The sequence below is a fragment of the Paraburkholderia sp. BL6669N2 genome (assembly GCF_003387275.1).
Taxonomy (GTDB): Bacteria; Pseudomonadota; Gammaproteobacteria; order Burkholderiales; family Burkholderiaceae; genus Paraburkholderia.
On the sequence record NZ_QUNA01000001.1, the window covers coordinates 540,567 to 566,773 of the forward strand.

The window sequence follows — 26,207 nt, forward strand, 5'->3', positions numbered from 1 at the left end:
GGCGTGACGTGTCCGCCCTGCGGCGGATTGCAGGGCCGCGGCGGTCCTTTCGTTCAGAATGCAAGGCGCTCGTCGTCTGCGGACTCGTGTTGCGCTCGGCCTCGACCCGCGTGGGGCCGTTCCCGCCGCGCCGAATGAAGGGCAGGCGCGGCGCTTCGTCTACAATCTCGCCTTTCCCCAAGTTTGTCAGGAAGTCGCAGGTGTCCCGAACTGCCCCCCATCGCCGCGCGCCGAAGCGCTCCAAGACGCCTCCGCCCGCGCCGGCACACGTTGTCACCGGCAACGAGCCGGTCATCGAAATCGTTTCGCTCGATATGGAAGCGCGCGGCGTCGGCCGCACCGAAACCGAAGACGGCACGTCCGGCAAGGTCATCTTTGTCGAAGGTGCGTTGCCCGGCGAGCGCGTCAGTTATTCGACGCATCGTAGCAAGCCCAAATTCGAGCAGGCCGAAGTAGTGCAGGTGTTCCGCGAAAGCGTGATGCGCACCAAGCCGAAGTGCACTTACTTCGATATCTGCGGCGGCTGTTCGATGCAGCATCTCGACATTCGCGCGCAGGTGGCCGTCAAGCAGCGCGTGCTCGAAGACAATCTGCAGCATCTGGCGAAGCTGCGCCCGGAAACGGTGTTCCGGCCGATTCATGGGCCGTCCTGGGGTTATCGCTACCGTGCGCGTCTGGCCGTGCGTTTCCTGCCGGAAAAGGGCGGCATGCGGATCGGCTTCCATGAGAAGAAGAGCAGCTACATCGCCGACATGAAGACGTGCGAAGTGCTGCCGCCGCACGTGTCGGCCATGCTCATGCCATTGCGTTTCATGGTGCGCAAGCTGTCGATCTACGACCGCATGCCGCAGCTCGAACTGGCGGTCGGTTCGTCCGTCACGGCGCTGGTGGTGCGCAACCTCGAGCCCATCACGGCTGCGGACGAGCAGGTGCTGCGTGATTTCGCCGACCAGCACAAGGTGCAGTTCTGGTTGCAGCCGGGCGGCCCGGAGACGGTCACGCCGTTTTATCCGCTCCACGTACAGCTCGACTACACGCTGCCGGAATACGACATCCGCATGCCGTTCAAGCCGACCGATTTCACCCAGGTGAATCACGCCATCAACCGCGTGCTGGTGAGCCGCGCGCTGCGCTTGCTGGCGCCGGCGCGCACGGACCGGGTGCTCGATCTGTTCTGCGGGATCGGTAACTTCACGCTGCCGCTCGCGCGGATTTCGAGGGAGGTCGTGGGGATCGAAGGCAGCGAGGCGTTGACCTCGCGCGCGCTGGCCAATGCCGGGTTGAACGGCGTGGCGGGGCATACGTCGTTCGCCTGCCGCAATCTGTTCGAAGTCACCGCCGACGACATGCGCGCGCTCGGCCACTTCGACAAATTCCTGATCGATCCGCCGCGCGAAGGCGCGCTGGCCGTCGCCAAGGCGCTGGTGGAGATCGCGCAGAGCGGCGCTGGGCCGCTGCCTAAGCGCATTGTCTACGTCTCGTGCGCCCCGGCGACTCTCGCGCGCGATGCGGGTCTGCTCGTGCATGAGGCGGGCTATCGGCTGGTGGGCGCGGGCGTGGTCAATATGTTCCCGCACACGTCGCATGTTGAGTCGATTGCGTTGTTCGAGCGGGATTGAGCGGCGCTGGCGCGGCCGCGTGGCGCCTCGGCGACGTAAGGCAACGCAACGCAACGCAACGCACAAACAAAAACGCCACGACCGAAGTCGTGGCGTTTTTTTTCCTGCTGATTCTCAATACGCGGTGAAGCTCAGAACTGCCACCACGACTTTTCCGTACCCGGCCGTGCATGACCCGTGATGTACGGGCTGTCGGGGAAGGTGCCGGCCAGCACGCGCTTCGTGTCGTCGGCCAGTTGCGGCTGGTTCAGCTTCTGATACGACAGCATCATGATGTGCAGCGCGTCTTCGATAGCCGGTGCGTTCTTGTATTGCGTGAGCGCCAGTTGCGCGCGGTTGATCGCGGCGACATAAGCGCCACGGCGGTAGTAATAATCCGCTGCGTGAACTTCGTGCGACGCCAGCGCGTTCACGATATAGCGCATGCGTTGCGCGGCGTCTGGCGCATACTTGCTGTTCGGGTACTTGTCCACCACGACCTTGAACGCGTCGTACGACTCACGCAGCGACTTCGGATCGCGTTCGCTCATGTCCTGGCCGGAGAAGCGGCCGAACAGACCGAGGTCGTCGTTGAAGTGGATCATGCCCTTCAGGTAGTACGCGTAGGCGATGTCCGGGTGATCCGGGTGCAGCTGGATGAAGCGGTCGATAGCCTGGTCGGCGGCGGCGTTTTCGTTGTCTTTCCAGTTGCAGTACGCAACGTTGATCTGCGCCTGTTGCGCGAAGTGGCCGAACGGATCGCGCCCCTCGAGCATTTCGAAGTACTTGGCGCACTTGCCGTAATCACCACCGGTCAAGGCGTCGTTCGCCTCCGTATATAATTTGTTGTTGTTCCACGTTGCCGTCTCGTCGGTCTTCTCCGGCAGGCCGTGGCAAGCCGCAACAACGGCGACGGCTGCGGCGCACGCAATGTATCCGGCCACTTTCCGGGCCGCCTTCTTGATGGCCGCCAAATTGATCGCCGCTTTAGTAATGGTGTTCAAGGCTCGCATTTTCCAGTCTAGCTTTACGTCCAGGTGACCCAGACTCAATGACCCGCTCAAATACTCCAGGTGCCGCAACCGGCGCCGGGAATAGCAACAAAGATTATAGCGTAAGCGCTGACCCCTCCGACGCGTTGGGCGTCGATTCCCTCGACGACGATCTCGGCAGCGACGCGCTCAGCGCCGCCGCTCTGCCCAGCCATGTGCCGACCGTGGCGAGCCGCGTGGCGGACGAAACGCCGCGTAGCGTCGCCGTGCCCGACGAGTTGGCCGGCGAGCGCCTCGACAAGGTGCTCGCGCGGGTTTTTCCCGAGTTCTCGCGCAATCGCCTGCAAAGCTGGATCGAGGCCGAGCGCGTGCGGATCGACGGCAAGCCCGCGAAAATCCGCCAGCCCGTTCCGCTCGGCGCGACCATCGAACTCGTGCCGGATCTGCTGCCCGAGCAACTGGCGTTCACGCCGGAGCCGGTGCCGCTCGAAATCGTCTATGAAGACGACACGCTCGTGGTCATCAACAAGCCGGCCGGCATGGTCGTGCATCCGGCGGCCGGCAACTGGAGCGGCACGGTGCTCAACGGCCTGCTGTACCGCTACGGCGACGCCGCGGCGGGCCTGCCGCGCGCGGGCATCGTGCACCGGCTCGACAAGGAAACCTCGGGGCTGATGGTGGTGGCGCGCACGCTCGAGGCGCAGACCGACCTTGTTCGCCAGTTGCAGGCGCGCACGGTGAAGCGCCGCTATCTCGCGCTGGTGTGGGGCAACATGCCCGAAGAAGGCACGATCGACGCGCCGATCGGCCGCGATCCGCGCGAACGCACGCGCATGGCCGTGGTCACGAGCGCCTCGGGCAAGCCCGCGCGCACGCATTTCCGGCGCGTCGATTCGGCGATCTGGCAGCGTCAGCCGGTCACCGCGATTCATTGCGATCTGGAAACCGGGCGCACCCATCAGATTCGTGTGCATTGCGCGCATATCGGTCATCCGCTGCTCGGCGATCCGGTGTACGGGCGGGCCCGCGGCAAGCGCTCGGTCACGCCGCTGCCCGACGGTTTCGCGCGTCAGGCGCTGCATGCATGGCGCCTCGGTTTGATTCATCCGCAGACCGGCCGCACGATGCAATGGCGTGCGGATGCGCCGGCCGACATGGAAGCACTGTCGGCCGCGCTCGGCCTCGGCCGCGACGACGCGGGCGAGTTCGACGAGACGTACTACGAGGAAGACGACTACGACGCGTCGCTCGACGAGGACGCCGATGAGGACGGTGCCCTGGATCACGGCGACGTCGACGAACACGACGAACACGACGAGGACGATCACGCATGACTGCGCCCGAGCTGAGCTTTGCCGATGTCGTGCAACCCGCATGGAATGTCTCGCCGCGCGTGCGCGCGCTCGTCACGACCCGCGACGGCGGCGTGAGCGAAGCGCCGTTCGGCCGCTGGCAAAATGGCGTGGACTTGCCCGGCGGCCTGAATCTGGGCATGAAATCCGGCGATGATCCGGCAGCGGTCGCGGCGAATCGCGAACGTCTGTTGAAGCTGGCGGGCGTGAGCGAGGCCGCGTGGCTCGAACAGATTCACGGCGCGGGCATCGTGCGAGCGGAAGACGTGCTCGCACAAGCGCATGCGAACGGCACGCCGACGCGCGCCGACGCCAGCGTCACCGATCGTCCCGGCACGGTGTGCGTCGTGATGGTGGCCGATTGCATGCCGGTGCTGTTCTGCGACGAAGCGGGCCGCGCGGTCGGTGCGGCGCACGCCGGGTGGCGCGGACTGGCGGCGGGCATCGTCGAACAGACGGCAGCGCGCGTCGCCGAACTTGCTGGAGTCGAGGCGGGCGAATTGCACGCTTATCTCGGCCCGTCCATCGGTCCTGACGCCTTCGAAGTCGGCGCAGATGTACGTGACGCCTTCATGAACGGCGTGGACGCCGCACAACGCGAGGCGACGGCAAACGCCTTCGTCGAGCACCCGCGCAATCCCGGGAAATATCTGGCCGATCTTCCGGCGCTGGCGCGTTTGCGTCTGCAGCGGCTCGGCGTGAAGCGCATTGTCGGCGGCGATCTTTGCACGGTCACTCAGCGTGAGCGTTTCTATTCCTATCGCCGCGATCGCGAGACCGGCCGCATGGCCGCGCTGATCTGGCTGGACGCTCAGGCGCAGTCGATCGCGGACTAAACCCACGACAGGCGTCGCGCGCGGTTTTCCCCGCGATCGCCAACACACCATGCCCGCATGCATGACATCGACATGGCGCGATGTCATGCATGCGGGCATGCTTGTCTGAGCATTGCCACGTTCCGCACGACCCTTGCCCGCGAGCACCCGTATGAGGGTTTATTCGGAGAAGCCCGAGCGTTTTTGCTGCACTGCCGGAATTCCGCGCGCTGGCGTAAATCTGCCGCCAAAACTGTCCGCGCGCGAACGGATAAATGCACATAAGCCTATGCAATTTGGGAGCTTTTTCCGTTCTCGTGTGCGTCGAATTACGCATGTTCCAAAAGCGCGATCTTCTACACAGGGAAAACGATAATTAAAAAACTATCGCACTGCGGCAAAATCGGGAACAAGCATTGACATGCCTTGCGATGGGGAGCAAGAATGTTCCTCACGGCTCCTCGTACAAGGGACAGGGCGTGACGAGGTCGCGAGCTCTTGCTCACGTGCGCACGAACCTGCCTCTCAACCCGTCCGCAAGGACTTACCGGTCAAAAGCAGGTATGGCAGCTTCACATTCCTCAGCTTCCCCCAGCACGGACTCCTCCACGGAGCACACGCAGCAGGCCGGTACGAGCGGTGCAACACCGGCCGCAGGCATGCAGCAGTTTATCGACGCCTGGATGAACGCATGGCGTTCGCCCGGCGGCAGCAACATGCCTTTCGCCATGCCGCAGATGCCGCTGCCAATGCCTCAAATGGGCTTGCCGCAGGGTTTCCCTCAGATGCCATCGTTTCCCGGCATGCCGGACTTCAGCAAGCTGGCGGCAGGATCGATGCCCGGCATGCCGTCCTTCGCCGGCCTGAACATCCCGACCGCAGCCATTCCCTCCGAGCGTCTGCAGAAGTTGCAGGCTGATTATTCGCGCGAGGCAATGGAGCTGATCCAGCAAGCCACTACGTCAGCCACTCAGGCGCCCCAGCTCAAGGACCGCCGCTTCAGTTCCGACGCATGGAGTTCGGCGCCGGCCTATGCGTTCACCGCGGCGTGGTATCTGTTGAACGCGCGCTATCTGCAGGAAATGGTCGACGCGCTCGACACCGAGCCCAAGGTGCGCGAGCGCATCCGTTTCGCCGTCCAGCAATGGACCGCGGCAGCCTCGCCGAGCAACTTCTTCGCCTTGAATCCGGAAGCGCAAAAGACCTTGCTGGACAGCAAGGGCGAGAGCCTGCGCCAGGGCGTGATGAACCTGCTCGGCGACCTGCAGCGCGGCAAGATCTCGCAGACCGACGAATCGGGTTTCGTGGTCGGCGAAAATCTCGCGAACACCGAAGGCTCGGTCGTGTTCCAAAACGAGCTGATGCAGCTGATCCAGTACAAGCCGCGCACGGCGACCGTGCGTGAGCGGCCGCTGCTCATCGTGCCGCCTTGCATCAACAAGTTCTATATTCTCGATCTGCAACCGGAGAACTCGCTGGTCGCTCACGGGCTCGATTCGGGACACCAGGTGTTCCTGATTTCGTGGCGCAACGCCGATCAATCTATCGCGCATAAAACGTGGGACGACTACATCAGCGAGGGCGTGCTTACCGCCATCGATACGGTCAGTAAGATCAGTGGCCGCGAGCAGATCAACACGCTCGGGTTCTGCGTCGGCGGCACGATGCTCGCCACGGCGCTGGCAGTGGCCGCCGCGCGTGGCGAACATCCGGCGGCGTCCATGACGCTGCTCACCGCCATGCTCGATTTCTCGGACACGGGCGTGCTCGACGTGTTCGTCGACGAGGCGCATGTGCAGATGCGCGAGCAGACCATTGGCGGCAAGAACGGTACGCCGCCGGGGCTGATGCGCGGCCTCGAATTCGCCAACACCTTCTCGTTCCTGCGCCCGAACGATCTGGTGTGGAACTACGTCGTCGACAATTACCTCAAGGGCCGCACGCCGGTGCCGTTCGATCTGCTGTACTGGAACAGCGACTCGACCAGCCTGCCGGGCCCGATGTATGTCTGGTATCTGCGCAATACATATCTTGAGAATCGTCTGCGCGAGCCGGGTGCGTTGACCACTTGCGGCCAGCCGGTCGATCTGTCGAAGATCGACGTGCCCACCTTCATCTACGGTTCACGCGAAGACCATATCGTGCCGTGGCAATCGGCGTACGCGTCGGTGCCGCTCCTTAGCGGGCCGTTGAAGTTTGTGCTCGGCGCGTCGGGTCACATCGCGGGTGTGATCAATCCGCCCGCGAAGAAAAAACGCAACTTCTGGATGCTGGAAGGCGACGTCAAGACGCTGCCGGAGAACCCGGAAGAATGGCTCGATCAGGCTACCGAAGTCCCCGGCAGCTGGTGGCCTGAATGGACCACGTGGCTCGATCAGTATGGCGGCAAGAAGGTGAAGCCGCGCGCCACGGCCGGCTCGGCTGAGTTTCCGGTGATCGAAGCGGCGCCCGGGCGTTACGTGCGGCAACGGGAGTAGGTTAGAACGCGCTTCATGGCGCGGTTGTTTGCGATGTGAGTGAGCGTCTGATTGAGTTGGCGCGTGATTAAGAGCAACGAGATTTTTAACTTGACGGGCAGCGGCGCATGAGGCCGACCGCCCGGAGGAAATGGAAATGACTGATGTTGTGATCGTATCGGCCGCTCGTACGGCAGTGGGCAAATTCGGCGGGTCGCTGGCGAAAATCGCCGCACCCGAACTCGGCGCCACGGTAATTCGCGCCGTCCTCGAGCGGGCCGGTCTGAAACCGGAGCAGGTTAGCGAAGTGATCATGGGTCAGGTGCTCACGGCCGGCTCGGGCCAGAATCCGGCGCGTCAGGCTGTGATCAAGGCCGGCTTGCCTACGGCTGTGCCCGGCATGACGATCAACGTGGTGTGCGGCTCGGGCCTGAAGGCGGTGATGCTCGCGGCGAACGCCATCATCGCGGGTGACGCGGATATCGTGGTGGCCGGCGGTCAGGAAAACATGAGCGCGGCGCCGCATGTGCTGCCGGGTTCGCGCGACGGCTTCCGCATGGGCGACGCGAAGCTGGTCGACTCGATGATCGTCGACGGCCTGTGGGACGTCTACAACCAGTACCACATGGGCATGACGGCGGAAAACGTCGCCAAGGAATACGGCATCACGCGCGAGCAGCAGGACGCGTTCGCGGCACTGTCGCAGAACAAGGCGGAAGCCGCGCAGAAGGCGGGCCGTTTCGACGACGAAATCGTGCCGGTCGAAATTCCGCAACGCAAGGGCGAGCCGCTGCGTTTCGCCACCGACGAGTTCGTGCGCCATGGCGTGACGGCTGAGTCGCTGGCTGGCCTGAAGCCGGCGTTCTCGAAGGAAGGCTCGGTCACGGCGGCGAACGCGTCGGGTCTGAACGACGGCGCGGCGGCGGTGCTGGTGATGTCGGCGAAGAAGGCTGAAGCGCTCGGCCTCAAGCCGCTCGCGCGCATCAAGGCATACGCCACCTCGGGTCTTGATCCGAAGGTGATGGGCATGGGTCCGGTGCCGGCCTCGCGCCGCTGTCTGGAACGGGCGGGCTGGACGCCGGCCGATCTGGACCTGATGGAAATCAACGAAGCGTTTGCCGCGCAGGCGTGCGCCGTGAATCAGCAAATGGGCTGGGACACGTCGAAGATCAACGTGAACGGCGGCGCGATCGCGATCGGCCATCCGATCGGCGCGTCTGGTTGCCGGGTTCTCGTCACGCTGCTGCACGAAATGCAGAAGCGCGATGCGAAGAAGGGTCTCGCGTCGCTGTGTATCGGCGGCGGCATGGGTGTGGCGCTGGCGCTCGAGCGCGCCTGAGCAGGGGCGCGAGGCGGGCGCCGCGGGCGCCGGTCATGCGCCGGATGAAACGTTGCCGCGCGCCGTGACGCGCGGTCAGCGGAGGCCTCGTCAGCCGGTCGCCCGGCGGCAGTGGAGATGAAGTACAGGCGAGGGAAGAGGCAGCCAGTCGGCGCCTCGAAAACGATAACGGAGTGTAGTTTATGACACAGCGAATTGCGTACGTAACGGGCGGGATGGGTGGCATCGGCACGAGCATTTGCCAGCGGCTGCACAAAGAGGGCTATAAGGTCGTCGCGGGCTGCGGCCCGAACTCGCCGCGCCGCGTGAAGTGGCTCGAAGAGCAAAAGGCCCTGGGCTTCGATTTCGTCGCGTCCGAAGGCAATGTCGGCGACTGGGAGTCGACCAAGTCCGCGTTCGACAAGGTCAAGGCCGAAGTCGGCGAGATCGATATTCTGGTGAACAACGCCGGTATTACGCGCGACGTCGTGTTCCGCAAGATGACGCACGAAGATTGGACGGCGGTGATCGACACCAACCTGACCAGCCTCTTCAACGTCACCAAGCAGGTGATCGACGGCATGGTCGAGCGTGGCTTTGGGCGCATCATCAACATTTCGTCGGTGAACGGCCAGAAGGGCCAGTTCGGCCAGACCAACTACTCGACCGCGAAGGCCGGCATTCACGGCTTCACGATGTCGCTGGCGCAGGAAGTGGCCACCAAGGGCGTGACGGTCAACACCGTGTCGCCGGGCTACATCGGCACCGATATGGTCAAGTCGATCCGCCCCGACGTGCTGGAAAAGATCGTCGCGACGATCCCGGTGCGCCGTCTCGGCCAGCCGGACGAAATCGGCTCGATCGTGGCATGGCTGGCATCGGAAGAATCGGGTTTCTCCACGGGCGCTGATTTTTCGCTGAACGGCGGTTTGCATATGGGCTGAGTCACCGGCGCGCCGCTCACAAGGCAGCGCGCTACGGCTCAGATGGTTCGGCGGCGTCTCGACTGCGCAAAGGCCCGATTGCGCAGTCGCTGACGCCGTTTCCACGCTCAACTTGCGCTCAAGGGCGTTACATGACCACTACTACAAAGAAAACAGCCGAACGACTGATCAAGAAATATCCGAATCGTCGGCTCTACGATACCGAGACAAGCACGTACATCACGCTGACGGACGTCAAACAGCTCGTGCTGGATCAGGAGGATTTCAAGGTCATCGATGCCAAGAGCAACGAGGACCTGACACGCGCCATCCTGTTGCAGATCATTCTCGAAGAAGAGAGCGGCGGCTTGCCGATGTTCTCCTCGTCGATGCTGTCGCAGATCATTCGCTTCTACGGTCATGCGATGCAGGGCATGATGGGCACGTATCTGGAAAAAAATATCCAGGCCTTCATCGACATTCAGGCGAAGCTCGCCGACCAGTCGAAGAATCTGTACGAAGGCAAGGCGATGAACCCCGAAGTCTGGTCGCAATTCATGAACATGCAGGCGCCGATGATGCAGGGCATGATGACCAGCTATATCGAGCAGTCGAAAAACATGTTCGTGCAGATGCAGGAGCAGATGCAGAACCAGGCGAAATCGATGTTCGCAACCTTCCCGTTTACGCCGGGTGGCGCGGTCAGTGCCGGCAATCCCGGAAGTGCTCCGGCCAATCCGCAGGGTAGCCCGGAAGTTGATCCGGAGGCGGAGAAGAAGTAGGGGCGATCAGACGAGCGGGGTGTCGCGGCGTTGGGGTCGTCGGGAAGAGCCCCGGAGGTTTGCCACTTCGCAAGCGCGGCTTCGCCAGGACTGAGCGGCCGGCCGCAGCCGATCCGCTGCTGGCGCGGTACAATCGCCGGCTGCGTGTGTGGGGCATTTCCTCGGAGAGGGCGCTCTGGCCGCCAACTTCATCCCCATTCCGACCGTCGATCTCCATGTTTTACGGACGCCCCGTTTATCCTCAGGAAACGCGCCATTTCCCGGCGCCCATTTCCGCATGAGCCGCCTCTATCTCGCCCCCATGGAAGGTCTCGCGGACTACGTCTTGCGTGACGTGCTGACCGGCATCGGCGGATTCGACGGATGCGTCTCCGAGTTCATTCGCGTGACGGGCTCGGTGCTTCCCACCCGCGTCTACGAGCGGGAAGCGCCCGAGGTGCTCGACGGAGCCCACACGCCTAGCGGCACGCCGATGGTCATCCAGCTGCTCGGCAGCGATCCCGAATGGATGGCCCTGAACGCGGCCCACGCGGCCACCTTGTCGCCGCATGGTATCGATCTGAACTTCGGATGTCCCGCCAAGGTCGTGAACCAGCACGGCGGCGGAGCCATGCTGCTGGCCGACCCTGAACAGTTGAACCGGATCGTGTCGGCGGTACGCGCCGCGGTGCCGGCCAGCATCGCGGTGACGGCAAAAATGCGCCTCGGCGTGTCCGATACGTCGCTTGCAATCGAGTGCGCCACGGCGCTCGCGGAAGGCGGCGCGGCCTCGCTCGTCGTGCATGCCAGAACGCGGGATCACGGCTACCGGCCGCCCGCCCACTGGGAGTGGATCGCGCGCATCGACGCCGCCGTGGACGTGCCGGTGATCGCGAACGGAGAAGTCTGGACGGTGGCCGACTGGGAGCGCTGCCGCGCGGTCAGCGGTTGCGCGGATGTGATGATCGGACGCGGCGCCGTCTCGGACCCTTTCCTGGCGCTGAGAATCCGCGGACTGATGGAGCGCTCGCCATCAGACGGGGACTGGCAGGACGTGCTGAGTCACATCGCCGGTTATCTGCGGAAATTGCAGGCCCGTGTGGCTTCCCGGCACGAGCATGGGCGCGTCAAAAAGTGGCTCAGCTATCTGCAGCGGACCTGGCCGCAGGCCGCCGAGTTGCATGCGGCGATCCGCCGGGTGCAGGATTCGCACGAAATTCTGGAAGTGATCGAGCGTGCTTTGGGCGTCGGTCAATTAACGGCGACACATCAACCCGGGCACCTTTCACAGCGCGATCCAGCCGACCTCGCGGTCGTTTGAGGGCGAAAATTCAAAGACTTACGAGCGGCAGCCCGGGCGAACCGCTACAATTCAGGGTTTAACGTCTTCAAGCGGTCCCCCATGTCTGCCACACCCACGATTGTCCCGACTGCCACGCCCAAGGTCGGATTCGTTAGCCTCGGCTGCCCGAAAGCCCTGGTCGATTCCGAGCAGATCATCACTCAACTGCGCGCTGAAGGTTACGAAATTTCCGGCACATACGACGGCGCGGACCTCGTGGTCGTCAATACCTGCGGCTTCATCGACGAAGCGGTGCAGGAAAGTCTCGACGCGATCGGCGAGGCGCTCAACGAAAACGGCAAGGTGATCGTGACCGGCTGTCTGGGCGCGAAGAAAAGCGCGAGCGGCTCGGGGCTGATCGAAGAAGTGCATCCCAAGGTGCTGGCCGTGACCGGCCCGCACGCGCTGGGCGAAGTGATGCAGCACGTGCACACCCATCTGCCGAAGCCGCACGATCCGTTCGTCGACCTGGTGCCGGCCGCCGGCGTGAAACTCACGCCGCGCCATTACGCGTACCTGAAGATTTCCGAAGGCTGCAATCACCGCTGCACGTTCTGCATCATCCCGTCCATGCGCGGCGACCTCGTCTCGCGTCCCGTCGCCGACGTGATGCTCGAAGCGGAAAATCTGTTCAAGTCGGGCGTGAAGGAACTGCTGGTGATTTCGCAGGACACGAGCGCGTACGGCGTCGACGTCAAATATCGCACGGGTTTCTGGAACGGCAAGCCGATCAAGACGCGCATGACCGACCTGGTCGGCGCGCTCGGCGAACTCGCCGCGCAATACGGCGCGTGGGTGCGTTTGCACTACGTGTATCCGTACCCGAGCGTCGACGAAGTGATTCCGATGATGGCCGAAGGTCCGTACAAGGGCCACGTGCTGCCGTATCTCGACGTGCCGTTCCAGCACGCGCATCCGGAAGTGTTGAAACGCATGAAGCGCCCGGCCAACGCTGAGAAGGTGATGGAGCGCGTGAAGAAATGGCGCGAAATGTGCCCGGATCTGACCATTCGCAGCACGTTCATCGCCGGCTTTCCCGGTGAGACCGAAGAGCAGTTCCAGACGTTGCTCGACTTTATCCGCGAGGCGGAACTGGATCGCGTCGGCTGCTTTGCCTATTCGCCGGTGGAAGGCGCGACGGCCAACGAACTCGACGGCGCGTTGCCTGACGAAGTACGCGAAGAGCGTCGTGCGCGTTTCATGGAAGTCGCCGAGGAAGTGTCGGCCAAGCGTATCGCGAAGAAGGTCGGCAAGACGCTGAAGGTGCTGGTCGACGAAATCAACGCCGACGGCGGCATCGGCCGCACCGCGGCTGACGCGCCGGAGATTGACGGCGTCGTGTATATCGCGCCGGCTGCCAAGGCGTCGAAGCGCTACAAGGTCGGCGATTTCGTGTCGGTGAAGATCACCGGCGCCGACGGTCACGACCTGTGGGGCGAGGTTTAATCGATGACGGCCAGCACGACCGCAATGCCGCAGTCCAAACGTCCCGAAATCCTCGCGCTCGGCGAGGCGATGATCGAATTCAACCAGTCGGCCAAAGACCAGCCAAACTATCTGCAAGGCTTCGGCGGCGATACGTCGAACTTCTGTATCGCGGCTGCACGGCAAGGCGCGCGGACCGGTTTCGTGTCGGCGGTCGGCGCGGATCATTTCGGGCGTTTGCTGGTCGATCTGTGGGAGCGTGAACAAGTAGACACGTCGCTGGTGCGCGTCGATCCGCAGGCGTCCACGGGGGTGTATTTCGTGTCGCACGGCCCGAACGGCCACGCGTTCGACTATCTGCGCGCCGGCTCGGCCGCAAGCCGCTACGCGCCGCACGATCTGCCGCTCGACGCGATCGCCGCAGCCAAGGTGATTCATCTGTCGGGCATCAGTCTCGCGATCAGTCTCAGCGCGTGCGACGCAGCGTTGGAAGCGATCGCGCATGCGCGCGCCAACGGCGTGCGCGTGAGCTTCGACACCAATCTGCGTCTGAAGCTGTGGCCGCTCGCGCGGGCGCGCGCCGTGATGCTCGAAGCGATCCGTCAGACCGACATCTGCCTGCCGAGTTGGGACGACGTCACCGACCTCACGGGCCTGACCGGCCGTGACGAGATCGTCGATTTCCTGCTGTCGCACGGCCCGAGCGTGGTTGCACTGAAGCTCGGCAAAGAGGGCTCGTATATCGCGACGCCGAACGAGCGGCGCGTCGTGCCGGGCCACGTCGTCAATGCCGTCGATGCAACCGGCGCGGGCGACTGCTTCGGCGGCGCATTCATCGCGCGCATCGTCGCGGGCGACGATCCGTTTGCCGCGGCGCGTTACGCGAACGTCGCCGCTGCGCTGTCCACGCAAGGCTACGGCGCGGTCGCGCCGATTCCTTCGCGCGCGACGGTCGAACAACTTCTGGCGGGCTGAATACGCGCGCTACAGAGCGCCCCCCGCCGAGGCAAGATCATCTTGAGAGACTAAAGAGGAGCGAGCGATGCAACGGGACGTAGTGGTGGTAAGCGGTGTGCGTACGGCAATCGGCGGTTTCGGCGGCAGCCTGAAGGATTTTTCGCCGACCGATCTCGGCGCACGCGTGGTGCGTGAAGTGCTGGCGCGCGCCAACGTGTCGGGCGACGAAGTCGGCCAGGTGGTGTTCGGCAACGTCGTGCACACCGAACCGAAAGACATGTACCTGGCGCGTGTGGCCGCAATCAACGGCGGCGTTGCGCAACATGCGCCGGCGTTGACGGTGAACCGTCTGTGCGGCTCCGGCTTGCAGGCTATCGTGTCGGCCGCCCAAAGCGTGCTGCTCGGCGACGCCGACATCGCGATCGGCGGCGGCGCGGAAAACATGAGCCGCGCGCCTTACTCCATGCCGGCCGCGCGCTTCGGTCAGCGCATGGGCGACGCACGCCTCGTCGACATGATGGTCGGCGCGCTGAACGACCCGTTCCAGTCGATCCATATGGGCGTGACCGCCGAGAACGTCGCGCGTAAATACGACATCTCGCGCGAAGCACAGGACGCGCTCGCCCTCGAATCGCATCGCCGCGCGGCCAACGCGATCACGAGCGGCTACTTCAAACAACAGATTCTGCCGATCACGATTCCATCGAAGAAAGGCGACGTCGTGTTCGACACGGACGAACACGCGCGCATGAACGCGTCGGCGGAAGATTTTTCCAAGCTGAAGCCGGTGTTCGCGAAAGAAAACGGCACGGTGACGGCGGGCAATGCGTCCGGCATCAACGACGCCGCCGCGGCGGTCGTGCTGATGGAGCGCAGCCTAGCCGAACAGCGCGGCATCAAGCCGTTGGCGCGGCTGGTGTCATACGCGCATGCCGGCGTCGATCCGGCGTACATGGGCATCGGCCCGGTGCCGGCCACGCGCCGCGCGCTCGAACGCGCCGGGCTGACGGTCGCCGACCTCGACGTGATCGAGGCCAACGAAGCGTTCGCCGCTCAGGCCTGCGCGGTCAGCAAGGAACTGGGCTTCGATCCGGCCAAGGTCAATCCGAACGGCTCGGGCATTTCGCTCGGCCACCCGATCGGCGCGACCGGTGCGCTCATCACTGTCAAGGCGCTGTACGAGCTGCAGCGGATTGGCGGGCGTTATGCGCTCGTTACGATGTGCATTGGCGGCGGGCAAGGCATCGCGGCGATCTTCGAACGGATCTGAAGCGCGGCATGTCGGCCGTAAGTAGTATCGAGCAAAGGAAAGGAAGGATGCGGGAATTGAAAGCGATGAAGGGTGCGGTGCGCCGGCGCGGTTGGTGGATGACGAGCGCTGCCGTATTGATGTGTGCCGGTGCGGCGACGATGCTGCCCGCGCAGGCATGGGCGGAGAGCGACGCGGTGAAGGCGTTGGCGGCACCGCCGCCGATCCAGTTGCCACTCAAGCCGAGCCCCGAATTCGCGAAGTTCCCGCGCTACGCCGGCATGCTGGGTTCACGCCAGATCGTGCTGAAGCTCGGCCCGAAAAGCGACGACCCGTCCGGCGTGCACGGCGAGTATCAGTTCACGGACACCGGCGCGGTGATCCTGATCGCGGGCGACCGGGATGGCGATACGCTCGAAGTCGAGGAATCGAACGACGGCACGCATATCACCGGCAACTGGGTCGGCAAGTTCGCGGCGGACGGCTCGGTGGCGGGCGAGCGCATGAACGTCGACGATTCCGACCCGCAGCCGTTCGACCTGAAGCCGCTGGCGGCAGGGCAGGCGGTGCCGCCTCCGGGCGCACCGGCGGCCGCGGCCGCGGCCGCGACGAACAAGCCTACGGCGCAGCCTTCCGCTGGCGCCGCCACGGTGCCCGCTTCGAGCGCCGCCTCTGCCGGCGGCCACGCCGTGGGCGGCGTCAGCAACCTGCGAACCGGCGAGTGAAGCCACAGCCGCGCAGCGCCCAACCGCTCGCGCGCTGTGTCGCGAGCGAAATCCGGCAGGCTCGTCTACTCTTGCGTGGGCGGCGCGCGCCCTGACACCGCGCGCCCTCCGTTTCCGTCTGCTTCTCACCAGAATTCACCATGACTCAATCCAAACTCCAACGCGAACTGCAAACCCGCATCGTACGTGCCGAGGACCAGCTCACGCCGGGCTTCGAATCGTTCTCAATGCCGGTCACGCGGGCGTCGACGGTCGTGTTCCCCGATCTCGCGACCATGCGCGCGCTTGACTGGAAAAACGATGCGCAATGGCGCTACGGCCTGCATGCCACGCCGACTTCGCTCGCGCTCGCGCAGCGCCTCGCCACCATCGAGGGCGGCAATCATGCGTTGCTGCAGCCGTCGGGGCTGTCGTCGATCTCGAACGTGTACTTCGGCCTCGTCAAGGCCGGCGACGACGTGCTGATTCCCGATAACGTCTATTCGCCGAATCGCGATCACGGCGACTGGCTGGCGCGCGATTTCGGCATCACCGTGCGCTACTACGATCCGATGATCGGCGCGGGAATCGCCGCGCTGATCCAGCCGAACACGCGCCTGATCTGGCTCGAAGCGCCCGGCTCGGTGACCATGGAAGTAGCCGACGTGCCCGCCATCACCGCGGCGGCGCGCGCGCGCAACGTCGTCACCGCGATCGACAACACGTGGTCGGCGGGGCTCGGTTTCCGGCCGTTCGATCACGGCGTCGACATCTCGGTGCAGGCACTCACCAAATATCAATCAGGCGGCGGCGATGTGCTGATGGGCGCGACCATTACCGTCGATCGCGAACTGCATCTGAAGCTGAAGGCGGCGCGCATGCGCATGGGCATTGGCGTTTCGTCGGACGACTGCTCGCTGATTCTGCGCAGCCTGCCGAGCATGCAACTACGCTTCGAGCAGCATGACCGCGCGGCGCTCGGCCTGGCCAAATGGCTGAAGACGCGGCCGGAAATTGCCGCGGTGTTGCACCCGGCACTCTCCGACTGTCCTGGCCATGAGTTTTATAAGCGTGACTTCACGGGCGCGGGCGGGCTGTTTTCCGTCGTGTTCGACGGCCGCTACAGCGCGGCGCAAATCGACACGTTCTGCGAGTCGCTCGAACTGTTCTCGCTCGGCTGGAGCTGGGGCGGTGCGCACAGTCTCGTGATGCCGTACGACGTCGCGTCGATGCGCACGGCGGGCCAATGGCCGCACGGCGGGACGCTGGTGCGGTTCTATATCGGCCTCGAAGCCGAGGCGGACCTGCGTGCGGATATCGAGCAGTCTCTGGCGGCGCTGGGATAACGTTCGATCGACGTTTTTCCGGTTGGAAAAGTGAACCCATCGGGACATGTTCCCGGTGGGTTTTTTTCTTGTCAAGATAGCCAGTAAGCCTAACCATTCGGCCGAATGTTCGGCGTGCGGTCTCGACGCTACGATGGTGCGCATCCCAACTTACGGTTGCCGCACTATGGTGAGCTTCGATGAATCTTTTCTTCTGGGTGCTGCTGAATCTCGGCGTGCCGATCATCGGCCCGATCTTTACGCTAGTGCTCGTCGCGCCCGCGCACGGCTGGCACGTCGCAAAGGCGTTGATTGCCGGCTCGGTGAAAGACGGCCAACTGTTCTGGTGTGCGATCGGCTTGTGCGCGTCGGCGGTTTATGAAGTGGTGACGGCGCTGGAGCGCGGAAGTGCCGAGGCGCCGGTTCTGGCGTACTACGTAGCCGGATTGTGCGTGGCGGCGTTTACCTGTTCCAGTCTCGTGATGTCGGGTCTGGTCAACACGCATTACGAACGGACCAAGGCGAAGGCGTCGCCGCGAAACAAACCATTTGCTGGCGGAGCTTTCTCGCGCATGGAGATAGCTATGTCAATCCTCTTCGCTTGCGGCGCTGCCTTTATATTGGCATTCCTACATGTGCACCTGAGATAGATTTTTTAGATAGTGCAGCATTTATACTTGTCCTCTCAAAGGAGGCACTCGTGAAAAAAATGACAATGTGGCTGACAGTAGAGGAAAACTACGCGCGCTTTCTGAAGTGGTGTGGGATCATCGGTGTCGTCGATTTCGCCAGCATGCTGGCGTTAATCGCAGTGGACGTTCTGAAAAAATGACATCACTGCCGGCGCTGGCCGCCATTGCGTCGGCCAGCGCATCCAACCGGCATCAGAACAGCCGCAGCAACCCATCCAGGCCGACATAGTTGAACGCCACGCTAGCCGCTTCGCGCACCACCGGCTTTGCACGGAACGCTACGGAGAGCCCGGCTTCGGCCATCATTTTCAGATCGTTGGAGCCATCGCCCATGGCAATGGCGCCGCTCGTTTCAATGCCCAGTTGCGCGCATGTTTCGCGCAGCGTGCGTGCTTTGACATCGGCATTGACAATCTCGCCGACCACCTTGCCGGTCAGTTTGCCATCCACGATTTCAAGCGTGTTGGCGCGAGTGAAATCAAGGCCCAGACGTGCCTTCAGTTTCTCGGTGAAGAAGTTGAATCCGCCCGACACCAGCAGCGTTTTCAACCCGGCCGCCTTCGCGCCAGCCAGCATGCGCTCGGCGCCCGGCGAGAGTTGCAGCCGCTCTTCGTACACACGTTCCAGCGCGCTTGCGTCGAGTCCTTCGAGCAGCGCCACGCGGCGCGTCAGGCTTTCGTTGAAGTCCTTGATTTCGCCGCGCATCGAGGCTTCGGTTATCGCGGCGACTTCCGCTTTCAGTCCGCAGAAGTCAGCAATCTCATCGATACATTCGATCGTGATCAGCGTCGAATCCATGTCCATCGCAACTAGCCCGAAGTCGCGCAACTGGCGGCCAGCTTCGACAAACGCGTAGTCCAGTTGATGCGTGCCGCAATAGACGTCGAGGTCGGCGCGCTGGGCGATGTCGGCGTCCGCAATGCGAATCGCGTTCGCGTCGACGACGCTGGCGTGCGAACCGCGCGCCAGCGCGACGAGTGCTTTGTGATGGTCGGCGGAAAGGGGCGCGGGGCTTTGAATGACGAGGTTCATGGACGACGACGCAGTAACGCGGAAAAGGACGGCGCGCGGCGCGCGCGGAAAATCCCGCTATTGTAACGGTTCGCCGGTTGGCCTTGCCGCTGGCGATCCGCTGGGAGAGCGGGACGGCTGCGGGCCTTTGGCAATCCGCGGGGAATGCCGCGCCGCATCTCACATCGCACCGCGCCTTCGGCAATCGGTAGCGGGGCGCCGGGCCTCGCAGTGCACCGCACTTTTGGCAATCCGCAGGAAACGCCAGGCCACGCCACGCCCCACCTCGCAGCGCATCGTGCAATCCTGCGGCGCCCAGTTCATACTGGCGCATCGAACGACGCCCCGCAGCCGCTGCGCGCACCGACCGTCGCATCCGCCTCTTCGCGGCGTGCAACGTCCGCCACGTGAACGCACCGGCATCCATGACGAGGCGCACCACTACGGAGACACGCATGCCCCCGGCGACCGCCAGCGACGCATCCACTCTTGCGCGCGACTTCGATTTGCGCCACCTCGATCCCGCTTTCCACGCCGATCCCTATCCGGTCTATCACGCATTGCGCACTCACGAACCGGTCAAGCGCATGCCGGACGGTTCGCTATTTCTGACACGGTTTCGTGACGTGCAGGCCGTCTATCGCGACGCGAAAACCTTCAGTTCCGACAAGACCGTCGAATTCAAGCCGAAGTACGGCGACTCGCCGCTCTACGCGCATCACACCACGAGCCTGGTCTTCAACGACCCGCCGCGCCACACGCGCGTGCGCAAGCTGATTGCCGGGGCGCTGACGGCGCGCGCCATCGCGGCGATGGAGCCCGGGCTGGTACGCCTCGTCGACGGCTTGCTCGATGCCGCCGCCGCACGCGGCCGGATCGATCTGATCGGCGAGTTCGCGTCGGCGATTCCGGTCGAGATCATCGGCAATCTGCTGGATGTGCCGCACGCGGAGCGCGAGCCCTTGCGTGACTGGTCGCTCGCGATTCTCGGCGCGCTCGAGCCGTCGCTGACCGAAGCGCAGTTCGAACGCGGCAATCGCGCGGTGGACGAATTCGTCGGCTATCTGCGCGATCTGGTCGCGCGGCGCCGGCGCGCGCCCGGCGACCCGCAGCATGACGTGCTGACGCGTCTGATTCAGGGCGAGGAGGGCGGCGAGCAGTTATCGGAAGCGGAGTTGCTGCAGAACTGTATTTTCATTCTGAACGCCGGCCATGAGACAACCACCAATCTGATCGGCAACGGCCTCGTCACGTTGACGCAGTGGCCCGAGCAGCGCGCGGCGCTGCTGCACGAGCCGTCGCTGATCGAATCCGCGGTGGAGGAGTGTCTGCGCTTCGAGAGTTCGAATCAGCTCGGCAACCGCATGGCGACCGTCGACACGGAGATCGGCGGCGTCGCGGTCGCGCGCGGCACGCCGGTCACGCTGTGCATCGGCGCGGCCAATCGCGACCCGGAGCAGTTCGCGGATCCGGACCGCTTCGACATTCGCCGCGATCCGAACCGGCATCTGGCGTTCGGCTTCGGCATCCATCAGTGCGCCGGCTTGTCGCTCGCGCGGCTCGAGGCGCGCATCGCGATCGGCCGCTTCGTGCAGCGTTTTCCCGACTATCGCCTCGATGGCGAGCCGACGCGCGGCGGTCGCGTCCGCTTTCGCGGCTTCGCCGAAGTGCCGCTAGAACTCGAACCGGCCGCCAGCCGCACGGCGTAGCTTTTGCCGCGCTGACGCAAGACTTACAGCCTGTGCCGGCGCCCGTCGTACCGCGCCGCGCGCCGGCTCTGCCCGCAAAGCCGTGGCACGCTTGCTGCTTCGTGTGAGGTCTTAGGCCCAGGGGAACGCACGATGGCACACATGATCTGGAAAGGCGCAATCAGCTTCGGCCTCGTTCACGTGCCGGTGCAGTTATATCCGGCGACGCAGTCCGAGAAAGTCGGCTTCAATCTGCTGGATAAGCGCACGATCGATCCGATCGGCTACAAGCAGATCAACAAGCGCACCGGCAAGGATGTGACGCGCGATAACATCGTGCGCGGCTTCGAGTACGAGAAGGACAAGTACGTCGTGCTCTCCGACGACGAGATCCGCTCGGCGAACCCCGAGTCGACGCAAACGGTCGATATTCTGGCGTTTGTCGACGCCCCCGATATCTCGTTTCTCTATCTCGACACACCTTATTTCCTCACGCCCGACCGCAAGGGCGAAAAGGTCTACGCGCTGCTGCGCGAAGCCATGAAGGCGTCCGGCAAGATCGGCGTGGCGAGCGTGGTGCTGCACAACAAGCAGCATCTGGCGGCGCTGATTCCAGTGGGTCCGGTGCTGGCTCTGAACACGCTGCGCTGGGCCGCGGAGGTGCGCGATTTCGACGAATTCAAGCTGCCGGCCGATGGTGTGAAGGCGGCGGGCGTGTCCGCGCGCGAACTCGACATGGCGAAGAAGCTGATCGACGACATGAGCGACAAGTGGGATCCGTCGCAGTATCACGACACCTTCCGCGACGACATCATGGCACTGGTCGATCGCAAGATTCGCGCTGGCAAGACCGAGGAAATCACCGAAGTCGAAGCGCCGCACGAGTCGCGTCAATCCGCCGACATCCTCGATCTATCGGATCTGCTCAAGCGCAGCTTGGGGCGCGGCAAGAGCAAGCCGGCGGCGGGCGGCCGCAAGCGCGCCGCGGACGACGACGGCGATGAGGCCGATGCGGATACCGAGGCCGAGACCGAGACGCCGGCCCGCAAGAAACCACGCACGACTCGCACATCGAGCAAGACAACAACGCGCGCCGGCGGCACCAGCGGCCGCGCGAGCACCAAAACCTCGTCGACGCCGGCGGCCCGCAAACGTCGCGCGGCGGCCTGATCGTCGGCATTGCGCCTGAGCCACTCACGACGACGTCATCGCCATGAACGACAGACTCGATCTCTACAACCGCAAGCGCCGCTTTGACGACACGCCGGAGCCGGCGGGCACGCGCGCGAAGCGCAAACCAGGCGGCCGGAAAACGACCGGCCAGGCAGCCGGCGCGGCGCTCTCATACGTGATTCAGGAACACGACGCACGGCGCTTGCACTACGACTTTCGGCTGGAACTGAACGGCACGCTCCTGTCGTGGGCGGTGCCGAAGGGGCCGAGCCTCGATCCGTCGGTGAAACGGCTGGCGGTACATGTCGAGGACCATCCGGTCGAATACGGTTCTTTCGAAGGCGAAATCCCGCCGGGCAATTACGGCGCGGGCAGCGTGATCGTGTGGGATCGCGGCACGTGGGAGCCGGTCGGCGGCGCGGCGGAAGCGGCGCGTTCCTACGCAGCCGGCAAACTCAAATTCCATTTGCATGGAGAAAAACTGCGAGGCGGCTGGACATTGGTGCGCAGCCATATGCGTGGTAGTGGCGACAAGGAGCAATGGCTGCTGATCAAGGAACGCGACGACGAAGCGCGCGACGAGAGCGACTACGACATTCTGAAGAAGCGTCCAGGCAGCGTGCTCAGCGGCAGCGCTTCGTCGGGCAAAGGCGGAAAGCAAACGACGAAGACAGCGGCAACCAGGGGCACACGCAAAACTGCGGCAGCCACTGCGGCCGTTTCTGATACGACGTCGTCCGCAAAACGAGGAGGCAAGAACAGCGCGAAAGCTGCTTCATCCAACGCCGATCCCCGGCGACCGGACATCGTGGCGACGCGCAACGCACAGTCGCTGCGCGAACTCGCCGCCGCGCCCTCGATCGAGGGCGCCGTGAAAGCCCGCTTGCCCGCGACCTTCAAGCCGCAACTGGCGACGCTCGTCGATGCCGCGCCGCCCGGCGACGAATGGTCGTATGAAATCAAGTTCGACGGCTACCGTGTGCTGACCCGAATCGATCGCGACGCGAAGGCGGGCGCCGTCAAGGTGTTCACGCGCGCCGGCAACGACTGGACCGCGAAGTTCAGCAAACAGGTCAAGGCGTTCGAACAACTCGGCATCGAAAGCGCGTGGCTCGACGGCGAAGCCGTGGTGCTGGACCAGAACGGCGTACCGAATTTTCAGGCGCTGCAGAACGCGTTCGATGCGAACCGTCCACAAGACATCATCGTCTACCTGTTCGATATACCGTTTCTGAACGGCTACGACTTGCGCGGCGTGCCGCTCGAACAGCGTCGCGCGATTCTGCGCGCCTTGCTGGAAGACGTCGACGATAGCGTGCTGCGCTTCTCGAACAATTTCGACTTCAGCGCGGAAGACCTGCTCAGAAGCGCGTGCGACATGGCGCTGGAGGGCATCATCGGCAAGCGGCGCGACAGCGGCTATCTGTCGGGACGTTCGTCGACGTGGATCAAGCTGAAGTGCCGCCGGCGCCAGGAGTTCGTGATTGGCGGCTATTCGGAACCGTCCGGCAGCCGCGCGGCGTTCGGCGCGCTGCTGCTCGGCGTCTACGATAGCAAAGGCAGATTGAATTACGCAGGGCGTGTGGGCACGGGGTTCGACGCGGCGCTGCTGCGCTCGGTCAAGAAAGAACTCGACGCGCACGCGACCCAGCGCATGCCGTTTGCGGCCGCGCCGCGCGAGCGCAGCCGCACGCCCGTGCATTGGGTCGAACCGGTGCTCGTAGCCGAGTGCAATTTCGCGGAATGGACGAGTGACGGCATCGTGCGTCAGGCGTCGTTCGTGAGTCTGCGCAACGACAAGCCGGCGCGCCAGATCGTCAAGGAAACACCTCGCCAGGGAGCCGACGTGCAACAGCAAACCGATTCCATCTCCGACGACGCGCCGAAGAAACGTGCGGCGCGGAAAACTTCCGCCAGCACGGTGGCCGCCTCCGGTGAAGAGAAGACTGGCGCGGCGAAATCGAAGGCCAACGCGAAAACGGCGGACGCGAAAGAGGCCAGCGTAAAAAGCCGCGGCGCAGAGAAAGCCGGCGCGAAGGCCGGTGCCGCAAAAACCGTCGCAACGAAATCCGCTGCGACGAAATCCCCTGGAACCAAAACCGCGACCACGAAAACCAAAGCCACCAAACCCGCACCCGCAAAAACAAACACCGCTGCGCCGCCCGCCGAAGTCGCCGGGGTCCGCATCTCACATCCCGACCGGATCATCGACAAAAGCAGCGGCGCGCGCAAGATCGATCTCGTGCAGTACTACGAGTCGGTCGCCGAATGGATGCTGCCGCATCTGAAAGACCGTCCGGTGTCGCTGGTGCGTGCGCCCGAGGACATCGGCGGCGAGCTGTTTTTTCAGAAGCACAGCCAGAAGCTGTCGATTCCGAGTGTCACGCAGCATCCGGACCTCGATCCCGGGCATCCGCCGCTGATTACCGTCGATACCATCAAAGCGCTGGTCGGCGCCGCGCAAATGGGCACCGTCGAATTTCACACGTGGAATGCCGTCGTGTCGAATATCGAAAAGCCCGACCGCGTGGTGTTCGACCTCGACCCCGATGCATCGCTAGGTTGGGAACGCATGATCGAAGCCGCGCAACTCACGCGTTCACTGCTCGAGGAACTCGGCCTCAAATCCTTCTGCAAGACGAGCGGCGGCAAGGGCTTGCATGTGGTCGTGCCGCTCGCGAAACAGGCCGGCTGGGACGAGGTGAAAGACTTCTCGCAAGCCGTCGCCCAGCACATGGCGGCAACGCTGCCGAAGTATTTCAGCGCGAAGATGGGCGCGCAGAATCGCAAGCAGAAAATCTTCGTCGACTATCTGCGCAACAACCGCGGCTCCAGCACGGTCGCCGCATTCTCGGCGCGGGCGCGTCCGGGCCTCGGTGTCTCAGTGCCGCTCGCGTGGGACGAGGTCGCCGGCACCACGGGCGGCGATCAATGGACCATCGAGAATCTGCACGAACGCCTCGTCGACCTCAAAAGCGACCCGTGGGCGGACTATGCGAAGACGCGTCAGCGCATCACCGCAGCCATGAAAAAACGTCTGGTCGATGCGCAATAAACTCGGCCGGACCCGATTCAGAACGATAAGGAGCAATACCATGAAGACTTCACCGCAATCGTCCGACGGCGACAAGCAGGCGGACCGGCACGCAAAAAAGCAGCCCCAATCGATGCAGGAAGCCGCCGCGCCTCTGCCTCATGAAGCCGATCAGAATCCGGAGTCGCAGCATGAGGACGGCCCGCGCCAAGTCGGCAAGCAGGCGCATCGCGACCTCGAACGCGGTCTGAAAGATACCGACCGCCGCGGCGGCGGCGAGTATCAGCAGAAGACGCAGAACGATGCTCACACCGACGTCAACTCCGATGACAAAGGAACCGGCGGCGCACGCGGCAACAAGCACTAACCATGCGTCGGTTTGAGCGCGGTCGCCGGCGCTTCGGTCTCAAACCGGCTCTCTGTCCCAGTAAGGCGGATCGCCAAAATGGGCCGCCACAAATTCGATGAAGGCGAGCGTCTTCGGCGGCACGAACGAACGGCTCGGGTACACGCCCCAGATCGCCACGCTGTCGGCGAGCGGATAGCTGTCCAGTACGCTGACCAGTTCGCCGCTGCGCAAATACGGCGCGACGTCCCACGTCGATTTGAGCGCGATGCCGAATCCAGCGAGCAGGGCGTCGCGGATCACTTCGCCGTTGTCCGTGACGAGGCGCCCGCTCACGCGCACCGTGAGCGGTCCGGCCGGCGTCACGAAGGACCAGTCGCGCTGGTCCGACAGAATCATGCACTCGTGCTCCGCGAGGTCCGAAGGATGATGCGGCGTACCGCGCGCGGCAAGGTAAGCGGGCGCGGCGCACAGCACCCGCCGGTTCACCGCGAGGCGCCGCGCCACCAGCGACGAATCCTTCAGCGCGCCGACGCGGATCGCCACGTCGATACCCGCATCGACGAGATCGACCAGTTGATCGGTGAGCCGCAAATCGACGCTCACGCCGGGATAGCGGCGCAGAAATTCGCCGATTACCGGCGACACGTGCTGCCGTCCGAACGAAGACGGCATCGAGACGCGCAAGCGGCCCTGCGGCTCGGCCTGCGCCCGGCCCACCGAGGCGCGCGCGGCGGCGGCTGCGTCGAGCAGGGCTTCGGCGCGCGTCATGAAGACTTCACCGTCCTGCGTGAGGCTGATGCGGCGAGTGGTTCGGTGCAGCAAACGCGCGCCGAGCAGCTTTTCCAGCTGCGCGATGCGGGAACTGGCCACCGCCGCGGATAAACCGAATTCGCGTCCGGCCGCCGACACGTTGGCCAGCAATGCGGCGCGCACGAACAGGGCGACGTCGAGCAGATCGAGCCGCTCCCGGTCGCCCGGCGGCGTGCGCTCGGACAAAACCTGAACAGGAGGCGAGTTCATTCTTCTGAAATACCAAAAAATGT

At 64.0% G+C, this 26,207-nt stretch carries 22 protein-coding genes; 19 read left to right on the forward strand and 3 right to left on the reverse strand.

Annotated elements, in window-relative coordinates; genetic code table 11:
• Positions 1-200 precede the first annotated feature (200 nt).
• Complete coding sequence (rlmD, locus tag B0G80_RS02465) at positions 201-1,619, forward strand: 23S rRNA (uracil(1939)-C(5))-methyltransferase RlmD (RefSeq protein ID WP_116116849.1); 1,419 nt, start codon at positions 201-203, stop codon at positions 1,617-1,619.
• Between the two features lie 131 nt (positions 1,620-1,750).
• Here rlmD and B0G80_RS02470 read toward each other — a convergent pair whose 3' ends face one another.
• Positions 1,751-2,611 (reverse strand): outer membrane protein assembly factor BamD, encoded by an 861-nt coding sequence (locus tag B0G80_RS02470; protein WP_106283536.1) that lies wholly within the window; start codon positions 2,609-2,611, stop codon positions 1,751-1,753.
• Positions 2,612-2,649: 38 nt separating this feature from the next.
• Here B0G80_RS02470 and B0G80_RS02475 point away from each other — a divergent pair, with 38 nt between their 5' ends.
• From B0G80_RS02475 to B0G80_RS46605, 14 genes are all read left to right on the forward strand, one after another.
• A complete protein-coding gene (locus B0G80_RS02475; RefSeq protein WP_116116850.1) occupies positions 2,650-3,924 on the forward strand; it encodes an RluA family pseudouridine synthase in 1,275 nt (424 codons plus the stop codon).
• The gene (gene pgeF, locus B0G80_RS02480) at positions 3,921-4,778 is read left to right on the forward strand and encodes a peptidoglycan editing factor PgeF (protein WP_116116851.1); all 858 of its coding nucleotides are present in this window, start codon (positions 3,921-3,923) and stop codon (positions 4,776-4,778) included. The genes B0G80_RS02475 and pgeF overlap by 4 nt, the downstream gene beginning before the upstream one ends.
• A 638-nt stretch (positions 4,779-5,416) precedes the next feature.
• Entirely contained in the window at positions 5,417-7,234 is a 1,818-nt protein-coding gene (phaC, locus tag B0G80_RS02485; RefSeq protein ID WP_116116852.1) for a class I poly(R)-hydroxyalkanoic acid synthase, read from the forward strand.
• Positions 7,235-7,370: 136 nt separating this feature from the next.
• Positions 7,371-8,552 carry an acetyl-CoA C-acetyltransferase gene (locus B0G80_RS02490; protein WP_106283648.1) on the forward strand — a complete coding sequence of 394 codons (1,182 nt, stop codon included), beginning with the start codon at positions 7,371-7,373 and terminating at the stop codon, positions 8,550-8,552.
• 182 nt (positions 8,553-8,734) lie between these two features.
• On the forward strand, positions 8,735-9,475 hold the full coding sequence (locus B0G80_RS02495; protein ID WP_106283532.1) for a 3-ketoacyl-ACP reductase: 741 nt from the start codon (positions 8,735-8,737) through the stop codon (positions 9,473-9,475).
• Positions 9,476-9,606: 131 nt separating this feature from the next.
• Positions 9,607-10,236: a polyhydroxyalkanoate synthesis repressor PhaR gene (gene phaR, locus B0G80_RS02500; RefSeq protein ID WP_116116853.1), complete on the forward strand. Its 630-nt coding sequence runs from the start codon at positions 9,607-9,609 to the stop codon at positions 10,234-10,236.
• A gap of 277 nt (positions 10,237-10,513) precedes the next feature.
• Positions 10,514-11,536, forward strand: a complete 1,023-nt coding sequence (locus B0G80_RS02505; protein WP_116116854.1) for a tRNA-dihydrouridine synthase — start codon at positions 10,514-10,516, stop codon at positions 11,534-11,536.
• A gap of 81 nt (positions 11,537-11,617) precedes the next feature.
• Entirely contained in the window at positions 11,618-13,003 is a 1,386-nt protein-coding gene (gene rimO / locus B0G80_RS02510; protein ID WP_116116855.1) for a 30S ribosomal protein S12 methylthiotransferase RimO, read from the forward strand.
• A 3-nt stretch (positions 13,004-13,006) separates the two neighbouring features.
• A complete protein-coding gene (locus tag B0G80_RS02515) occupies positions 13,007-13,957 on the forward strand; it encodes a sugar kinase (RefSeq protein ID WP_116116856.1) in 951 nt (316 codons plus the stop codon).
• A 67-nt stretch (positions 13,958-14,024) separates the two neighbouring features.
• Positions 14,025-15,209, forward strand: a complete 1,185-nt coding sequence (bktB, locus tag B0G80_RS02520) for a beta-ketothiolase BktB (protein ID WP_116116857.1) — start codon at positions 14,025-14,027, stop codon at positions 15,207-15,209.
• 47 nt (positions 15,210-15,256) lie between these two features.
• Complete coding sequence (locus B0G80_RS45640; RefSeq protein ID WP_181919894.1) at positions 15,257-15,913, forward strand: hypothetical protein; 657 nt, start codon at positions 15,257-15,259, stop codon at positions 15,911-15,913.
• A 140-nt stretch (positions 15,914-16,053) separates the two neighbouring features.
• Positions 16,054-17,238 carry a cystathionine beta-lyase gene (locus tag B0G80_RS02530; protein ID WP_106283525.1) on the forward strand — a complete coding sequence of 395 codons (1,185 nt, stop codon included), beginning with the start codon at positions 16,054-16,056 and terminating at the stop codon, positions 17,236-17,238.
• A 179-nt stretch (positions 17,239-17,417) separates the two neighbouring features.
• Positions 17,418-17,867 carry a hypothetical protein gene (locus B0G80_RS02535; RefSeq protein WP_116116859.1) on the forward strand — a complete coding sequence of 150 codons (450 nt, stop codon included), beginning with the start codon at positions 17,418-17,420 and terminating at the stop codon, positions 17,865-17,867.
• A 50-nt stretch (positions 17,868-17,917) separates the two neighbouring features.
• A complete protein-coding gene (locus B0G80_RS46605) occupies positions 17,918-18,049 on the forward strand; it encodes a hypothetical protein (RefSeq protein ID WP_258193421.1) in 132 nt (43 codons plus the stop codon).
• A 52-nt stretch (positions 18,050-18,101) separates the two neighbouring features.
• On the opposite strand, the gene serB is transcribed toward B0G80_RS46605, so the two are convergent.
• Positions 18,102-18,941, reverse strand: coding sequence for a phosphoserine phosphatase SerB (gene serB / locus B0G80_RS02540; protein ID WP_116116860.1), 840 nt, complete (start codon positions 18,939-18,941; stop codon positions 18,102-18,104).
• 434 nt (positions 18,942-19,375) lie between these two features.
• On the opposite strand from serB, the gene B0G80_RS02545 reads away from it, so the two are divergent.
• The 4 genes from B0G80_RS02545 to B0G80_RS02560 all read left to right on the forward strand — a co-directional run bounded on the left by B0G80_RS02545 (position 19,376) and on the right by B0G80_RS02560 (position 25,182).
• Positions 19,376-20,629, forward strand: coding sequence for a cytochrome P450 (locus B0G80_RS02545; RefSeq protein WP_116116861.1), 1,254 nt, complete (start codon positions 19,376-19,378; stop codon positions 20,627-20,629).
• A gap of 132 nt (positions 20,630-20,761) precedes the next feature.
• On the forward strand, positions 20,762-21,778 hold the full coding sequence (locus tag B0G80_RS02550) for a Ku protein (RefSeq protein WP_116116862.1): 1,017 nt from the start codon (positions 20,762-20,764) through the stop codon (positions 21,776-21,778).
• A gap of 43 nt (positions 21,779-21,821) precedes the next feature.
• Positions 21,822-24,836 carry a DNA ligase D gene (gene ligD, locus B0G80_RS02555; protein ID WP_116116863.1) on the forward strand — a complete coding sequence of 1,005 codons (3,015 nt, stop codon included), beginning with the start codon at positions 21,822-21,824 and terminating at the stop codon, positions 24,834-24,836.
• Positions 24,837-24,876: 40 nt separating this feature from the next.
• Positions 24,877-25,182 (forward strand): hypothetical protein, encoded by a 306-nt coding sequence (locus tag B0G80_RS02560; protein WP_116116864.1) that lies wholly within the window; start codon positions 24,877-24,879, stop codon positions 25,180-25,182.
• A 39-nt stretch (positions 25,183-25,221) separates the two neighbouring features.
• Here the strand turns inward: B0G80_RS02560 and B0G80_RS02565 are convergent, their stop codons facing one another.
• Positions 25,222-26,184, reverse strand: a complete 963-nt coding sequence (locus B0G80_RS02565) for a LysR family transcriptional regulator (protein ID WP_116116865.1) — start codon at positions 26,182-26,184, stop codon at positions 25,222-25,224.
• Positions 26,185-26,207 lie beyond the last annotated feature (23 nt).

Excerpts from the sequence above, each read along its gene's own strand:
- B0G80_RS02470 (WP_106283536.1), bottom strand. The coding sequence starts at position 2,611 with ATGCGAGCCTTGAACACCATTACTAAAGCGGCGATCAATTTGGCGGCC.
- B0G80_RS02475 (WP_116116850.1), top strand. The coding sequence starts at position 2,650 with ATGACCCGCTCAAATACTCCAGGTGCCGCAACCGGCGCCGGGAATAGC.
- pgeF (WP_116116851.1), top strand. The coding sequence starts at position 3,921 with ATGACTGCGCCCGAGCTGAGCTTTGCCGATGTCGTGCAACCCGCATGG.
- phaC (WP_116116852.1), top strand. The coding sequence starts at position 5,417 with ATGCAGCAGTTTATCGACGCCTGGATGAACGCATGGCGTTCGCCCGGC.
- B0G80_RS02490 (WP_106283648.1), top strand. The coding sequence starts at position 7,371 with ATGACTGATGTTGTGATCGTATCGGCCGCTCGTACGGCAGTGGGCAAA.
- B0G80_RS02495 (WP_106283532.1), top strand. The coding sequence starts at position 8,735 with ATGACACAGCGAATTGCGTACGTAACGGGCGGGATGGGTGGCATCGGC.
- phaR (WP_116116853.1), top strand. The coding sequence starts at position 9,607 with ATGACCACTACTACAAAGAAAACAGCCGAACGACTGATCAAGAAATAT.
- B0G80_RS02505 (WP_116116854.1), top strand. The coding sequence starts at position 10,514 with ATGAGCCGCCTCTATCTCGCCCCCATGGAAGGTCTCGCGGACTACGTC.
- rimO (WP_116116855.1), top strand. The coding sequence starts at position 11,618 with ATGTCTGCCACACCCACGATTGTCCCGACTGCCACGCCCAAGGTCGGA.
- B0G80_RS02515 (WP_116116856.1), top strand. The coding sequence starts at position 13,007 with ATGACGGCCAGCACGACCGCAATGCCGCAGTCCAAACGTCCCGAAATC.
- bktB (WP_116116857.1), top strand. The coding sequence starts at position 14,025 with ATGCAACGGGACGTAGTGGTGGTAAGCGGTGTGCGTACGGCAATCGGC.
- B0G80_RS45640 (WP_181919894.1), top strand. The coding sequence starts at position 15,257 with ATGCGGGAATTGAAAGCGATGAAGGGTGCGGTGCGCCGGCGCGGTTGG.
- B0G80_RS02530 (WP_106283525.1), top strand. The coding sequence starts at position 16,054 with ATGACTCAATCCAAACTCCAACGCGAACTGCAAACCCGCATCGTACGT.
- B0G80_RS02535 (WP_116116859.1), top strand. The coding sequence starts at position 17,418 with ATGAATCTTTTCTTCTGGGTGCTGCTGAATCTCGGCGTGCCGATCATC.
- serB (WP_116116860.1), bottom strand. The coding sequence starts at position 18,941 with ATGAACCTCGTCATTCAAAGCCCCGCGCCCCTTTCCGCCGACCATCAC.
- B0G80_RS02545 (WP_116116861.1), top strand. The coding sequence starts at position 19,376 with ATGCCCCCGGCGACCGCCAGCGACGCATCCACTCTTGCGCGCGACTTC.
- B0G80_RS02550 (WP_116116862.1), top strand. The coding sequence starts at position 20,762 with ATGGCACACATGATCTGGAAAGGCGCAATCAGCTTCGGCCTCGTTCAC.
- ligD (WP_116116863.1), top strand. The coding sequence starts at position 21,822 with ATGAACGACAGACTCGATCTCTACAACCGCAAGCGCCGCTTTGACGAC.
- B0G80_RS02560 (WP_116116864.1), top strand. The coding sequence starts at position 24,877 with ATGAAGACTTCACCGCAATCGTCCGACGGCGACAAGCAGGCGGACCGG.
- B0G80_RS02565 (WP_116116865.1), bottom strand. The coding sequence starts at position 26,184 with ATGAACTCGCCTCCTGTTCAGGTTTTGTCCGAGCGCACGCCGCCGGGC.